A 12,891-nucleotide genomic window follows, 5' to 3' on the forward strand; every position below is an offset into this window, starting at 1 on the left:
CGACCCGAACACCAGCGACGAGAAGGAGGTAGCCCCGTGTCGGATAGAACCCGGCGCCGGTATCTCATGTGTGAGCCGGCCTATTTCGACGTCGTCTACGCCATCAACCCGTGGATGGACACGGCGGTGCGGCCCGACCCCAGGGCCGCCCTCGCCGAGTGGAAGTACCTGCACGACGTGTTCGTCGACCTCGGCCACCAGGTGGAGCTGATCGAACCCCGGCCAGGGCTGCTGGACATGGTGTTCGCCGCCAACGCGGCGGTGGTCCGCGACGGCGCGGTCCTGGTTGCCAACTTCCGCGTGGGACAGCGGCGCGCCGAGGCAGCCGCCTACCACGACTGGTTCGCCGCCCGCGGCTGGACGAAGCTGAGCCAGGCGAAGTGCGTCAACGAGGGCCAGGGCGACTTCCTCTCCGTCGGCGGCCGGGTCGTGGCCGGCAGCGGGTTCCGTTCCGAGCCCGCCGGCGGCGACGAGGTGGCGGACTACTTCGGCTGCCCGGTCGTCAAGGTTTCGCTGACCGACCCGCGTTTCTACCACCTCGACACCGCGTTCGCCGTGCTCGACGAGACCACCGTCATGTACTACCCCGGGGCCTTCACCCCCCAGAGCCGGGAACTGCTGCGCGAGCAGTTTCCGGACGCCATCATCGCGACCGAGCCGGACGCCGTCGACTTCGGGCTCAACGCCGTGTCCGACGGCCGGCACGTCGTGCTCAGCGCCCGCGCCGGGCGGTTGCGGGCGGTGCTGCGCGAGGCCGGGTACGAGCCGATCGGCGTGGACGTCACCGAGCTGCTCAAGGGTGGCGGCGGAGTCCGCTGCTGCACCCTCGACCTCGGCGACCCGGTCGCGGGCTGACGCACCACTTTTCACCAGCGGAAGGAAATGACCTCGATGACCGGAACGATGATCTGGGAACACAACGAAAAGCACTTCTGGCTGCGCGGGGAACGGCCGGAGCGGATGGTGAGCTTCGACGAGTCGCTGGGGTACTGGAACGTCTACGGCTATCCCGAAGCCCTGCGCACGATGACCGAACCCGCGACGTTCTCGAACAACACCGCGCGCATGACGCCCACACCGCCCGAACTGCTCGCGGGCAACCTCGTCCAGATGGACGCGCCGGAGCACCTGAAGCTGCGAAACCTGGTGACGCATGCGTTCACGCAGAAGACGGTGATGGACCTGGCGCCGCGGATCCGGGGACTGGCAACGGAACTGATCGACGCGATCGAGGACCCCACCAGGATCGAGCTGGTCGACGACCTCGCCTACCCGCTGCCGGTGATCGTGATCTGCGAGCTGCTCGGCATCCCCGCCGCCGACCGCGACCTGTTCCGCGGCTGGGTCGAGGCCATGCTGGAGAAGACGAAGGCCTTCACCCTCACCAAACCCGAGGAGGAGCTTGCCCAGGACATCCAGGAGTACATGGAGCGGTTCCAGCCGTTCCGCGACTACCTGCACGCCTGCGCGGAGGAGCGACGCCGCAGGCCGCGCGAGGACCTGCTGAGCGGGCTCGTCGCGGCGGAACTCGACGGAAACCGCCTCAGCGACAACGAGATCGTGAACTTCGTCCGGTTCCTGCTGCTGGCCGGGCACATCACCACCAGCCTGCTGCTCGGGAACACCGTCCTCGCGCTGGACGCATTCCCCGAACAGGCCCGGCTGGTACGGGAAAACCCGGACGCCATCTCCGGTGCGATCGAGGAGTCACTGCGGTTCCTCAGCCCATTCGCGTCGATGGGCCGGGTCACCACCAGTGAGGTGGAGCTGGGCGGGGAGAAGATCGGGAAGGACCAGCTCCTGATCGTGTGGATCGCGGCGGCCAACCGGGACGCGCGGCAGTTCACCGACCCGGACACCTTCGACCTCACGCGCTCGCCGAACCCGCACATCGCCTTCGGCAGGGGCGCGCACTTCTGCCTCGGCGCGCCACTGGCGAAACTGGAGAGCAGGATCGCGCTGAGCGTGCTGTACAAACGGTTCCCGAAACTGCGCACCGATCCCGGCCGGCCACCGGTCGTGATGGAGAGCCCCAACATGACCGGGGTGGGAAAGCTGCCCTTGATCGCGTGAGCCGAAAACAGGGGAGTCCCATTCAGTGCTGACCGCGTTTCCACCGGCCGACGGCCACGAACGCGACCAGCACCACCAGGGCGACCGTGACCGCGGCTGCTCCCGGCTTGTGCTGCTGCCCCGCGCTGTTTCCCAGCAGCAGCACCAGGACGAGCATCGACATGCTGGTGGTCACGATGGTTCTCCGCCGTGCCATTACGGGATCTCCCTTAGGCCGCAAGCCGTTTCCGGGCTGAATTCGTTCCGTGCCCGTCCACGGTAGGAGTTTCACCCCGGGTCAGGGTCAAGCGTCGTTTTCCCTGGTTTCGCCGAAGGGGGTGTGGTGTGATGAGCGAGCGCGACACGGGAGGGGTTTTCCCGCCGAAACGTTCCTTTTCCCACAACCGGTTCCGCCGGACAGGCGGAAGCACCGGGGCACCAGTTCGCGCCGGTTCGGCACCTGTCGTGCAGGAGGTTCGATGACCACATCCGCAACGCGTTCGATGTACCCGCAGGACGTCGCGTTCGCCGCGCTCGAGGAGATCCGGGACTCGGCGGCCCGCACGCTGCCCCGGGACGTGCTGGACTTCCTCGAGGGCGGCGCCGGCCGGGAGACCACGTTGCGCGCGAACCTCGCGGCGTTCGAGCGCCGGGTCATCCGGCCGCGGCCGATGAGCGGGGTGAGCACCCCGGACACCACGACCACGTTCCTCGGTGTTCCGCTGGCGGTGCCGCTGCTGACCGCCCCGTTCGGCGGCGACGCGCTGTTCCACCCGGACGGCCACCTCGCCGTGGCGCGCGCGAACGAACTGTGCGGAACCGCCTCGATAGTGCCGGAGGCGGGCACCTATTCCTACGAACAGCTGGCGAAGACGGCACCGGCCGCGGCGCGGTTCGCGCAGCTGCACCCGTTCGACCACTTCGAACAGGGCGCCGAGCGGGTGCGGGCGGCGGGGTACACCGCGTTGTGCGTCACCGTCGACTGCCCGACCGCCGGATTCCGCGTCCGCAACCGGGTCAACCGGTTCAACCCGGACCTCACCTTCTTCGGCGGCAACCTGCTCGACGTCGGCACCCCAGACGTGGCCGAGATGTTCGAACGGCTGTTCCGGCACGACGCACCGACGTGGGACTGGGCCCGGCTGGCCGAGGCGACCCGGCGCTGCGGAATGCCGTGGATCGCCAAGGGCGTGCTGACCGCGGAGGCCGCCGGGCGCGCGGTCGAGGCGGGCGCGTCCGCGGTCGTCGTGTCGAACCACGGCGGGCGCCAGCTCGACCCGGCGCCGGCCAGTCTCGACGCGCTGCCCGAGGTCGTCCGTGCGGTCGCCGGGCGCGTGCCCGTCGCACTCGACAGCGGAGTGCGCTCCGGCAGCGACGTGTTCCTGGCCCTGGCCCTCGGCGCCGACGTCGTGGTGATCGGCAGGCTCGCCGCTTACGGTCTCGCCGCGGGCGGTGAGGAGGGCGTGCGCCGCACGATCGAACTGCTCACCGAAGAACTGCGCACGCTGATGGTCCTCGCGGGCGTGGCCGACCTCCGCGGGTTCGACCCGTCACTGGTTGCCGTGCGCTGAAACCCGTTGGCTCGCAACGATTCTCCGGCCACGCGTCCGGCGTGGCCGGCCAACCACCCCACAACGGAAGGAAATCACCCGTCATGACGAGCACCGTTCCACGCCAGCCCGTCAAACTCGGCGACCTGATCGAAGGGCAGACCGCGGCGCACCTGGCCGTCGCGGCGGATGACCTCGGCTGGTGGCAGCAGCAGCTCTACCGCGGCGAGGACATCGTGCCCACCACCGGCCTGCAGCGCGCACTGAGCAAGGCGCTGGAGCGGCTCGGCTGGCTGGAGCCCGGCACGGAGGGCTACCGGCTGACCGGCGAGGGCTACGAGATCGCCTACAACCGCGGGTTCGTCCGGGTCGCCACCCGGGGCTGGACGCCGACCTTCCAGCAGGTCGGCGTCGCCGCCACCACCGGCGACATGATTCCGGCACGGACCGACCCCCACGCCGTGGCCCGGGGCTGCACCGACATCGCCCGGCGCCACCCGGAGACGCTGCAGGCGATCGCCGTCCGCATCGCCGGGGACGTCCACCCGGGCAGCACTGTCGACCTGGGCTGCGCCGACGGCGGCAGGCTGCAGATCATCGGCGAGTTCGGGCTCAGCGAAAAGCTCGTGGGCATCGACATCGAGGCGGGCGTGATCGAGGCCGCTCAGCAGCGGCTGGCAGGCCTCGGTTTCGCCGACCGGGTGCGGCTGCGCGTCGGCTCCGTCCAGCCGGGCGAGGGCCTGCCCGCCTGGCTGGACGACGGGATCCGCCGTGACGTCACCACCGCGACGTCGTTCAACCTCATGCACCAGCTGGCGACCGAAAGCGGTGGTATCGACAAGGTCCTCGGCGCGTGGCAGGAGTGGTTTCCCAGCCTGCGCCGGTTGGTCATCGGCGACGTGGTGCTTTCCGACGGCGCGCGCTGGCATGACCAGCCGTGGTTCGCCCCGACCTTCGAGATCTACCACGAGCTGACGGGCGTGCGGGTGTGGCGGCACGAGGAGTACCTCGACGCCTTCGCCTCGCTGGGGTACAAGGTCGTCCAGTGCTTCGACAAGGACCACGAGATCATGGTGACCTGGATCGCGGAAAGGGCAGCCTGATGGCTGTCGAAGCGAAGTCCGGGCTCGATCTCGGTGCGGCGCGCCGGGAGATCGACGCACTCGACAGCGAGATCGTGCGCCTGATCCTGCGCCGCACCGAGGTGTCCCGCCGCGTCGGCCGCGCCCGGCGCGAAGCGGGCGGGCCGCGGGTCGTCCACAAGCGAGAGCTGGAGATTTTCGCGCGCTACAGCCAGTCCCTCGGGAAGGAGGGCAACGAGCTCGCGGACATACTGCTGCGGCTCGGTCGCGGGCACCTCGGCCGTCCCTGACCGTTCCCCGGGTCAGTCCGCCAGCAGGACGGGCAGCTTCCGCACGGCGTTGGTGGACCACGGGTTGTGGAACTCGATCGCCGAACCCCGGTCGATGGTGATCGAGCGGTAGCGTTCGAACAGCATGCGCAGCACCAGGTGGGCTTCCAGGCGCGCCAGCCGCGAGCCGACGCAGAAGTGGATGCCGTAGCCGAAGGAGACGTGCCCGTTGGCGTCGCGGTGGATGTCGAACCGGCCGGGGTCGTCGAACCGGTCCGGATCGTGGTTGGCGGCCGCCAGCCACGGGATCAGCAGCCTGTCCGCCGGGATCGTGGTGCCCGCGACCTCGGTGTCGGTGGTGGTCATCCTGATCACCCGGATGAACGGGGGCCGGAACCGCAGCACCTCCTCGATCGCGTTCGGCAGCAGGCCGATGTCCTCGCGGATCTGCTGCGCCGCCTCGGGAACCCGGTCGAAGCAGCACAACGCGTTGCCCAGCGCGGCGGTGGTGGTGATGTGCCCGGCGATGAGCAGGCTGCCGGCGAAACCGGTGATCTCGTCGTCGCTGAGGCGCCTGCCCCGCACGTCGGCGCCCACCAGCTTGCCGATCAGGTCGTCGGTCTCGCGCCCGCGCCTGCGGCGCACGTGCTCGCGCAGGTACTCGCCCATCTCGTGCAACGGGTTCGCCAGCGACTCGATCGCCTCCTCCTCCGGCACGACGGTGGCGTCGGTGTTCCGGTTGCCCAGCAGGGCGTCCGCCCACCGCCGGAACAACCCCCGGTCCGAGACCGGGATGCCGAGCAGCTCCGCGATCACCATCACCGGCAGCGGGTACGTCAGCGCGTCGACCAGGTCCGTGGGTTCGCCGCGCGGAATCCGGTCGAGCAGCTCCCCAGTGATCTCGGTGATCCGCGGTGCGAGCCCCTCGATCAGGCGCGGGGTGAACGCCTCCACGATCAGCCCGCGCAGCTCGCTGTGCTTCGGGTTGTCCATGTTCAGGATGTTGCCGGTGGAGAAGCGCTCGAACTCCGGATTGCTCGGCACGAACCGGTTGGTGTCGGAGGCGAAGGTCTTCCGGTCGAACAGGGCCGCGCGCACGTCGTCGTAGCGGAACAGGTGCCACACGTCCTGGTCGTCGACGTGGACGGGCTCGTTCACCCGCATCTTCGCCAGCCAGTCGAGGACATCCTCGGCAGTGGCATTCTCGTCACCCGGCTGGAATCCGCTCATGGGTCCGCTCCTCATCTCGTCGTCCGCCGCTGGTTGTGTGCCCACGTTCCACGGGTTTCGAAACCTGTGAGTTCCTTGTGCCACAACGGTTTGTGGGCAGATTGGGGCGACTCGGGGTTCCCGTCGCGTCAGGGAGTCTTCCCGCCAAGACGATGGTCAAGGGTTGACGCGGGTAAAGGTCAAATCGCGGATCCGCCGGCTTGACCCCGACGCGCGTCAACCTTTGACCATGGAGTGGGGCGAAGGTGACTGGAGTGGGATGGTGAACGATTTCGGGTCGTCCGGTCTCCGGGTCGGGGACGCTGACCGGGAGGCCGCGATGACGGCGCTCGGGGAGCACCTGAGCGCGGGTCGCGTGGACATCGACGAGTACGGCGACCGCACCGCGCGGGTGTCGTCGGCGAAGACCCGGCGGGAGCTGCTCGCCGTGTTCGACGACCTGCCGGAACCGAGGCCGAAGCTGGCCGGCGAGGAAGAGCCTCCGGCGCAGGCCGCGCCACCCCGGCGGGCGGGCGGCGGCCTCCGGCGTTCCCTGGCCGCGCTGGTGCCACTGAGCTGGCTCGCGGCGACCGTAGTCGGTGTCTTCGGCCAGTACTGGATGTGGCTGGTTTTCGTTGTTCCGGTTGCTCTCACCGCGCTGTGGGGCGGCGGTGCGGGCTGGGTGAGGAGGTCGGCGAGTATGGAGAACTGGATGGACTTCCCGGGGCAGGACCCGCGGGACTGGGGCGACCCCGCCCAGTGGGGCATGGGGTACTTCTACAGCGGCTCGGACCGCGGCCGCCATGACCGCGATGCGCAACGCCATGACCGCGATGCCGCCCGGCGGGATCGAGCGGCCGCGCGGCGAGACCGCGACGCCGCCCGGAGGAACCGTCGCGTGGGCTGGTGATCGACATCGGGCCCGCAACCGACGGCTGGCCGACGTGGTCACCGTGTCTGCGCCGCCGAGAAAGCAGCCGTCCGGCTGCCGAACCGTCGAGCCCGGCGCAGCAGCATGCTCGCGGCAAGAAGGAGAGCGCCATCCCGAAATGAACCTCTCGCTTTCTGGTTCAGCCGGCCGTGGTCTTGCGGATTACGTTGCAGGCCTGAAGGTAGTTGTTCCCCTGCGCGTCGAGCGTGGATTTGGCCGGGAAAGATGTCGGCCAGCAGGGCCGGCCAGCCGTCCCCTGCGCACCCGGTTGACTTGGCGATCCGCTCGCCCTGGATCGCGGCGATGCCGGCCGCGATGTCGGCGACACAATCCGGGGTGACCTTGAAGATGTGCCTGAGCGTCGCGAAGTACACGTTGCCCTGTCGTCGCCTGGTCTTGGCTGCGGTATCGCTTGCTGGGGCAGCACGTTGGGCAACCAGCCGGGCATCACGTGCTCCCTCCTCAGACCAAAGGGCCCGCAGAACAGGCATTGTCGGGCCGTAGGGAACAGTGAACCGTCATGGGTAAGGGACCGGCTTCGGTGTCAGACCAGCGCCGGCCGGCGTGGCTGGTGTTGAGCGTAGTAGGCGCTTTCGTACTCGACTGGCGTCAGGTAGTCCAGCCGGGAATGCAGACGGGCGTTGTTGTACCAGTCGACCCATTCCATCAGGGCATATTCGACGTCGGCGAGAGTCTTGAACGGTCCGTGCCGGTTGACGACCTCGGTTTTGAACAGTCCGATGATGGACTCGGCCAGGGCGTTGTCGTAGGCGTCGCCCACCGACCCGATGGATGCCGAGAGTCCTTGCAGTGCCAGGGATTCGGTGAAAGCCACCGATGTGTATTGCCTGGGTTCAACTGGTCGTTGCAACACTGGGTTGTTGGAGTGAGCGTAGTTGTTCGTCGAACACTTCGGCTGGGGTCTTCCAGTCGAGGTTCTTGCGGGGCCGGTTGTTGAGCGCGAGAGCGACTGCTTCGAGGTCCTCGGCGGACCATCGCGAGAGGTCTGTGCCTTTGGGGAAGTACTGGCGCAGCAGCCCATTGGTGTTCTCGTTCGTCGGGCGTTGCCAGGGCGAGTGGGGATCCGCGAAGAACACCTTCGTGCCCGTCTCGAGCGTGAACTGGGCGTGGCCGGAGAGCTCTTTGCCGCGGTCCCAGGTGAGCGTCTTGCGGAGCTGCTCGGGAAGCTTGGTCATTGAGGACGTCAGTGCGGCGTTCATCGCGGCCGCGCCGTATCCGCCGAGTGCCGGGCCGTTCTTGACCGGTGGTATTTCGCCGTAGCCTTTCAGGCGCGGCAGATGCACCAGCAGGGTCGAGCGACTCTTGCGTTCGACCACCACCTACACCTACGATCTGGCCGGGCAACTAACCAGCTCCACCGACGCCCGTGGTCAGACGCTGGCCTACACCTACGACAACCTCGGCCGCAAAACCGCCGAATACTCCGGCTCCACCACCGGCACCAAGCTCGCCTCCTGGGTCTATGACACGGTCCAAAAAGGCAAACTCACCTCGTCCACCCGCTACACCCCCCAAGGCAACTACCTCGTCGGCTACGGCGGCTACGACGGGCAGGGCAACCCCACCAACTACACCGTCCAACTCCCCGGCCTCGGAAACCGGGCTGTCCGGCAACCACGCGACCAACTACGAATGGAGCGACACCGGACGGCTGGTCGACACCCTGCCCGCTCCCGGCGGCGGTCTGCCCGGGGAATGGGTCTCCACCCTCTACGACGACCTCGGCAACCCCGACCAGCTTGAGGGCTACAACCAGATCGTCGGCAATGCCACCTACACCCCCTTCAACGAACCGGCCCAGTACAACCTCGGCGACGTGGGTCTGGGCTCGTCGCTGACCTACGACCACGACCCGCAAACCCGCCGGCTGACCAACGTCAACTACTCCGCCGCCGTCGGCACCCCTCAAGTCGACAACACCAGCTACACCTACGACGCCTTCGGCAACACCACCCGCAGCACCGACATCCAAGGCGCTACCGGTGGCCCCACCCAAACCCAGTGCTACAACTACGACGCCCTCGACCGGCTCGCCCAGGCCTGGAGCGCCACCGACAACTGCGCCGCGGCCCCCACGACCGACACCATCGGCGGCACGACACCGTTCTGGGAATCCTGGACCTACGACGCCAGGGGACTGCGCCAAACTCAAACTGAGCTTGTCCCCGTTCGCCGGACACGTTGGGTGTGGCGTCAGCGATCGTGGTGTGGTGACGGTTACTCGGGGTTAGTGGCCTCAAACTCGGCCGGGCTGAGCATTCCGATGCGGGAGTGTCGCCGTTCCGGGTTGTACCAGCATTCTATCCATTCGAAGATCGCGTTGGCAAGCTCGTCACGAGTTTCCCACGTTTTCGTGTCGAGCACTTCGAGTTGGAGTGTGCCCCAGAAGGATTCCATCATGGAGTTGTCGTAGCAATCGCCCGCGCTGCCCATGGAGGGCAGGATTCCGGCGGCACGGAGTCGTTGCCCGAATGCCCAGGCCGTGAATTGCGATCCATGGTCGGAATGCAGGATAGTGTTGCCGGATTCGGGTTTACGGCGGAGGGTGGCCATGCCGAGTGCGTCGATCACCAGTTCAGTGCGCATGTGATTGTGGATGGACCAGCCGATGATGCGCCGTGAATAGGCGTCCATGACGGCGGCGCAGTACAGTTTCCCTTCCTTCGTGGGATGTTCGGTAATGTCGGTGAGCCATAGGCGGTTCGGGCCCTCGGCGGTGAACTTGCGGTTGACCAGGTCTTCGGCGGGCTCCTCCGCGGGGTTGCGGATGGTGCAGCCCCGGTTCCGGCGCCGGTAGAGGCCCTGGATGCCGGCCTCGCGCATGAGTCGCGCCACCCGCTTGTGGTTGACGTTCACGCCCATGCCGAGCACGAGTTCCGCGTGCACGCGGGGCCACCCGTAGGTGCCACGGGATTCGACGTGAATGGCTTGGATGTGTTTGAGTAGCAATTCGTTATCCTGCTCCCTGGGTGAGGGCGGCCGGTCGTGCCAGTCGTAATAGCCCGACCGTGACACCTTCAGTACCCGGCAGGCCACCGCGACGTCGACACCGTCAGCGGCGAGCTCACGGACCAGCGGGTAGATTACTTTGGGAGAACGTTCTCCCGCGAGAAATAGGCGGCCGCGCGCTTGAGGATCTCATTTTCCATCTCAAGCTGACGGGTTTTCTTCCGCAGCTCGGCCAGTTCTTTCTTCTCCGCGCTCGTCAAACGACTCGCTGAGCCGTTCGCATCAGTATCGGCCTGGGCCATCCAATTCCTCAGGCACGATTCGCTGATCCCCAGCTCTGTGGCCAGCTCAGCGACCGGTTTGGAGCCCTGACGGGCCAACTCGACGGCACGACGACGAAACTCAGGCGGGTGTGGTGCAGGCACCGGGACATCCTTCCTGGTGACCCAAGGTCACCTCAAGGCCGGTGTCCGAGCTGCGGGGACAAGCTCAGTCATGAGCTTTTCGGCGCGCTTCCTCGCGGCGCGGTCGGTGCCCTTGACGGTCTCTGCAAGATAGCTCGGCTTGCCGGTCACAGGGTCGACCCCGGCATACGCGCGCACCTGCAACGAGTTGCCGCGCTGGCGGATGTTCCCGCGCTTGCGGCCCTCGGTGTCGCTCGTCGACTGGCTCATGATCCGAGCTTGAGCTGCGCGTTTGGAAGCTGTCAATGGACAGAGCCATGGACAACAGGCGCAGAGCTGATCTTGAAAGTCACCGAAAAGCCTGGTCACAGCAGGTGGGCCGGGCGGGGCTCGAACCCGCGGCCAAGGGATTATGAGTCCCCTGCTCTAACCAACTGAGCTACCGGCCCCAGGGCACAGGGCGGTGCCACCCCGGCCGTTTCAAGTTGTCCGACAACATACCCCACCGACGACGGCAGCATGAACGACGGGCACGCCAACCAACCGACAAGCGTCCGGCGGGCCCGGTGGGAACCAGGCCCGAACGCGGGCAGGCACCGCCCGGCCGGGACGTGGGCAGCGACGGCCAGGCCGCGACGTGGGGCAGCCACCGCCGGCCGGGGGTGGCGCCGCCGTCAGGGCTGCCCGACCGACAACGAACCGGCGGGAGGACTACCCGTACTCGAACCGCGCACCATCAGCGCCGGCGGCAGGTGCTCGGACGGGACCTCCTCGCCCGCGATGCGGCGCACCAGCAGCGACAGGCCCCGATAGCCCATCTCGCGCATGGGGGAGCGGATTGTGGTCACCGGGATCGGCCGCCAGCGGTGTGTCGTTGAAGCCGACCACCGCGAGGTCGTGCCCGATTCGCAGGCCGTGGTCGCGCGGCGCCGATCGCGGCGAAGATCGCCGACGGGAGCGGGGTCTCGGCGAGCAGCTTCTCCGCCCCGAGCCGGCCGCCGGGGGCCTCGAAGGGGGTGGCTGACCAGCACGAACGGCACCGCGCGGCGATGCCGGACAGGAACCCCGCGTCGCCGAAGATCAGGTCGTCCACGCGCCTGCCGAGCATCATCTCGGTCCGCGCCCGCTGCACCTCCGGCACGTCACGGGTGTTCGTGACGAACGTGGACAGGCCGTGCTCGGGCGCCGCCTCCTCGATCCCTTCGTAGATCGTCGCCAGGAAGCCGAGCTCGTCGGCCAGCTTGCGGATCCGTTCGACCGTCGCCCCCGACGCGGCACCCGGTGTGCAGGGACCTTCCCGGTCGTAACAGCGCGTTACGCTACCCAAAACGTTTTACCCAAACGTTTGGCCAGCCGACAGTGACCGCACCGGTCACTCAGAGGAGGTAGTTTGGTGGGCAGGGTCGTGGTGTTGTCGACGGGCGGAACGATCGCTTCGCGTCAGAACGGGCGGGGCGCGAGCGTCGCCAATGACGGGGTGAACACGCTGGTCGGGCGACTGCCGTTCGACGTCGCGGTGCCGGTCGAGGGGCGCGACGTCTTGCGCGTCGGCAGTTATCTGCTCACCCCTGCGGACATGGCCGACATCGCCGGCGCGATCCGCGAAACGCTTGCCGACGACGAGGTGCTCGGCGTGGTCGTCACGCACGGCACCGACACGATGGAAGAAACCGCCTTCCTGGCCGACCTCGTGCACCAGGACCCGCGCCCGGTGGTCTTCACCGGCGCGCAACGACCCGCCGACGCGGCGGACACCGATGGCCCGCGCAACCTCGCGGACGCCATCACCGTCGCCGCCGACGAACGCGCGCGCAACCGTGGCGTGCTCATCACCTTCGACGGCGCGGTGTTCCCCGCCCGTGGCACGCGCAAGACGCAAACCCTTGCCACGGCGGCGTTCTCCAGCCCGGACGGCGGCCCCATCGGGCAGGTCCGGGAGGGGGCGCTCATCTTCACCGCCGCGCCTGCCCCGCTCCCGCATGTGGAGCTGACCGATCTCGACGTGCGCGTCGACATCGTGGCGCTGTACCCGGGCGTGGACACCGTCGCGCTCGACGCCGTCGTCGCGGCCGGTGCCGCCGGTGTCGTGCTCGAAGCCACCGGCGCCGGCAACGGCAACCCCGAGATCCGTGACGCGGTCGCCCGGCTCACCGCGGCCGGCGTCGTCGTCGCCCTGTCCACCCGTGTGCACGCCGGGCCCGTCGCGGGTCTCTACGGCAACGGCGGCGGCGTGGACCTCATCGAGGCGGGTGCGATCCCCACCGGGCTGCTCCGCCCGTCCCAAGCCCGGATCCTGCTGACCGCCCTGCTGGCCCGCCACCACGACCCGGTGCGCGCCGCCCAGGAGCTGGCCCGGCACGCCGAAAACCCGTTCGGCGCCCGGATGCCCGTGTCTCTCGCAAGGGAGAACTGACGGGCCCGAAC

The 12,891-nt window shown here is 68.2% G+C and carries 17 protein-coding genes, 1 tRNA gene and 1 pseudogene; 8 read left to right on the forward strand and 11 right to left on the reverse strand.

Features of this window, described 5'->3' with window-relative positions; genetic code table 11:
* The first annotated feature begins 36 nt into the window (after positions 1 to 36).
* Positions 37 to 855, forward strand: a complete 819-nt coding sequence (ddaH, locus tag LWP59_RS10720; protein WP_229858636.1) for a dimethylargininase — start codon at positions 37 to 39, stop codon at positions 853 to 855.
* 36 nt (positions 856 to 891) lie between these two features.
* Positions 892 to 2,073 carry a cytochrome P450 gene (locus LWP59_RS10725; RefSeq protein WP_308431805.1) on the forward strand — a complete coding sequence of 394 codons (1,182 nt, stop codon included), beginning with the start codon at positions 892 to 894 and terminating at the stop codon, positions 2,071 to 2,073.
* Between the two features lie 22 nt (positions 2,074 to 2,095).
* Here LWP59_RS10725 and LWP59_RS10730 read toward each other — a convergent pair whose 3' ends face one another.
* Positions 2,096 to 2,269 carry a hypothetical protein gene (locus tag LWP59_RS10730; RefSeq protein ID WP_186383631.1) on the reverse strand — a complete coding sequence of 58 codons (174 nt, stop codon included), beginning with the start codon at positions 2,267 to 2,269 and terminating at the stop codon, positions 2,096 to 2,098.
* A 262-nt stretch (positions 2,270 to 2,531) separates the two neighbouring features.
* Between LWP59_RS10730 and LWP59_RS10735 the strand changes: the two genes are divergently transcribed.
* From LWP59_RS10735 to LWP59_RS10745, 3 genes are all read left to right on the forward strand, one after another.
* The gene (locus tag LWP59_RS10735; RefSeq protein ID WP_144645781.1) at positions 2,532 to 3,623 is read left to right on the forward strand and encodes an alpha-hydroxy acid oxidase; all 1,092 of its coding nucleotides are present in this window, start codon (positions 2,532 to 2,534) and stop codon (positions 3,621 to 3,623) included.
* 83 nt (positions 3,624 to 3,706) lie between these two features.
* Entirely contained in the window at positions 3,707 to 4,705 is a 999-nt protein-coding gene (locus LWP59_RS10740; protein ID WP_144645779.1) for a hypothetical protein, read from the forward strand.
* Positions 4,705 to 4,974 (forward strand): chorismate mutase, encoded by a 270-nt coding sequence (locus LWP59_RS10745; protein WP_144645777.1) that lies wholly within the window; start codon positions 4,705 to 4,707, stop codon positions 4,972 to 4,974. The genes LWP59_RS10740 and LWP59_RS10745 overlap by 1 nt, the downstream gene beginning before the upstream one ends.
* A gap of 12 nt (positions 4,975 to 4,986) precedes the next feature.
* Here the strand turns inward: LWP59_RS10745 and LWP59_RS10750 are convergent, their stop codons facing one another.
* Positions 4,987 to 6,183, reverse strand: coding sequence for a cytochrome P450 (locus tag LWP59_RS10750; RefSeq protein ID WP_186383630.1), 1,197 nt, complete (start codon positions 6,181 to 6,183; stop codon positions 4,987 to 4,989).
* A gap of 259 nt (positions 6,184 to 6,442) precedes the next feature.
* Between LWP59_RS10750 and LWP59_RS10755 the strand changes: the two genes are divergently transcribed.
* Positions 6,443 to 7,072 (forward strand): DUF1707 SHOCT-like domain-containing protein, encoded by a 630-nt coding sequence (locus tag LWP59_RS10755; protein ID WP_186383629.1) that lies wholly within the window; start codon positions 6,443 to 6,445, stop codon positions 7,070 to 7,072.
* Between the two features lie 38 nt (positions 7,073 to 7,110).
* Here the strand turns inward: LWP59_RS10755 and LWP59_RS10760 are convergent, their stop codons facing one another.
* From LWP59_RS10760 to LWP59_RS10770, 3 genes and pseudogenes are all read right to left on the reverse strand, one after another.
* Positions 7,111 to 7,467 (reverse strand): hypothetical protein, encoded by a 357-nt coding sequence (locus tag LWP59_RS10760; protein ID WP_144645772.1) that lies wholly within the window; start codon positions 7,465 to 7,467, stop codon positions 7,111 to 7,113.
* Between the two features lie 170 nt (positions 7,468 to 7,637).
* Entirely contained in the window at positions 7,638 to 7,928 is a 291-nt protein-coding gene (locus tag LWP59_RS10765) for an integrase core domain-containing protein (RefSeq protein ID WP_186383628.1), read from the reverse strand.
* 19 nt (positions 7,929 to 7,947) lie between these two features.
* Positions 7,948 to 8,430: pseudogene (locus LWP59_RS10770) on the reverse strand (IS30 family transposase); the annotation flags it as partial.
* Here LWP59_RS10770 and LWP59_RS10775 point away from each other — a divergent pair.
* On the forward strand, positions 8,417 to 8,857 hold the full coding sequence (locus LWP59_RS10775) for an RHS repeat domain-containing protein (RefSeq protein WP_144645768.1): 441 nt from the start codon (positions 8,417 to 8,419) through the stop codon (positions 8,855 to 8,857). The pseudogene LWP59_RS10770 and the gene LWP59_RS10775 sit on opposite strands and share 14 nt — an antisense overlap.
* A gap of 474 nt (positions 8,858 to 9,331) precedes the next feature.
* Here the strand turns inward: LWP59_RS10775 and LWP59_RS10780 are convergent, their stop codons facing one another.
* From LWP59_RS10780 to LWP59_RS10805, 6 genes are all read right to left on the reverse strand, one after another.
* Positions 9,332 to 10,198 (reverse strand): IS3 family transposase, encoded by an 867-nt coding sequence (locus tag LWP59_RS10780; RefSeq protein ID WP_326489616.1) that lies wholly within the window; start codon positions 10,196 to 10,198, stop codon positions 9,332 to 9,334.
* Entirely contained in the window at positions 10,198 to 10,488 is a 291-nt protein-coding gene (locus LWP59_RS10785) for a transposase (RefSeq protein ID WP_233921988.1), read from the reverse strand. The genes LWP59_RS10780 and LWP59_RS10785 overlap by 1 nt, the downstream gene beginning before the upstream one ends.
* A gap of 27 nt (positions 10,489 to 10,515) precedes the next feature.
* Positions 10,516 to 10,737, reverse strand: coding sequence for a hypothetical protein (locus tag LWP59_RS10790; RefSeq protein WP_186383615.1), 222 nt, complete (start codon positions 10,735 to 10,737; stop codon positions 10,516 to 10,518).
* Between the two features lie 105 nt (positions 10,738 to 10,842).
* Positions 10,843 to 10,916: transfer RNA gene (locus LWP59_RS10795), tRNA-Ile, on the reverse strand.
* Between the two features lie 225 nt (positions 10,917 to 11,141).
* Positions 11,142 to 11,294, reverse strand: coding sequence for a hypothetical protein (locus tag LWP59_RS10800; RefSeq protein ID WP_233921989.1), 153 nt, complete (start codon positions 11,292 to 11,294; stop codon positions 11,142 to 11,144).
* A 17-nt stretch (positions 11,295 to 11,311) separates the two neighbouring features.
* The gene (locus tag LWP59_RS10805) at positions 11,312 to 11,794 is read right to left on the reverse strand and encodes a type 1 periplasmic-binding domain-containing protein (protein WP_222425744.1); all 483 of its coding nucleotides are present in this window, start codon (positions 11,792 to 11,794) and stop codon (positions 11,312 to 11,314) included.
* A 66-nt stretch (positions 11,795 to 11,860) separates the two neighbouring features.
* On the opposite strand from LWP59_RS10805, the gene LWP59_RS10810 reads away from it, so the two are divergent.
* Positions 11,861 to 12,880 carry an asparaginase gene (locus LWP59_RS10810; protein ID WP_144645534.1) on the forward strand — a complete coding sequence of 340 codons (1,020 nt, stop codon included), beginning with the start codon at positions 11,861 to 11,863 and terminating at the stop codon, positions 12,878 to 12,880.
* Positions 12,881 to 12,891: the final 11 nt, after the last annotated feature.

The organism is Amycolatopsis acidiphila (assembly GCF_021391495.1).
Lineage (GTDB): Bacteria > Actinomycetota > Actinomycetes > Mycobacteriales > Pseudonocardiaceae > Amycolatopsis_E > Amycolatopsis_E acidiphila.

Excerpts from the sequence above, each read along its gene's own strand:
- LWP59_RS10725 (WP_308431805.1), top strand. The coding sequence starts at position 892 with ATGACCGGAACGATGATCTGGGAACACAACGAAAAGCACTTCTGGCTG.
- LWP59_RS10730 (WP_186383631.1), bottom strand. The coding sequence starts at position 2,269 with ATGGCACGGCGGAGAACCATCGTGACCACCAGCATGTCGATGCTCGTC.
- LWP59_RS10735 (WP_144645781.1), top strand. The coding sequence starts at position 2,532 with ATGACCACATCCGCAACGCGTTCGATGTACCCGCAGGACGTCGCGTTC.
- LWP59_RS10740 (WP_144645779.1), top strand. The coding sequence starts at position 3,707 with ATGACGAGCACCGTTCCACGCCAGCCCGTCAAACTCGGCGACCTGATC.
- LWP59_RS10745 (WP_144645777.1), top strand. The coding sequence starts at position 4,705 with ATGGCTGTCGAAGCGAAGTCCGGGCTCGATCTCGGTGCGGCGCGCCGG.
- LWP59_RS10750 (WP_186383630.1), bottom strand. The coding sequence starts at position 6,183 with ATGAGCGGATTCCAGCCGGGTGACGAGAATGCCACTGCCGAGGATGTC.
- LWP59_RS10755 (WP_186383629.1), top strand. The coding sequence starts at position 6,443 with ATGGTGAACGATTTCGGGTCGTCCGGTCTCCGGGTCGGGGACGCTGAC.
- LWP59_RS10790 (WP_186383615.1), bottom strand. The coding sequence starts at position 10,737 with ATGAGCCAGTCGACGAGCGACACCGAGGGCCGCAAGCGCGGGAACATC.
- LWP59_RS10800 (WP_233921989.1), bottom strand. The coding sequence starts at position 11,294 with ATGCGCGAGATGGGCTATCGGGGCCTGTCGCTGCTGGTGCGCCGCATC.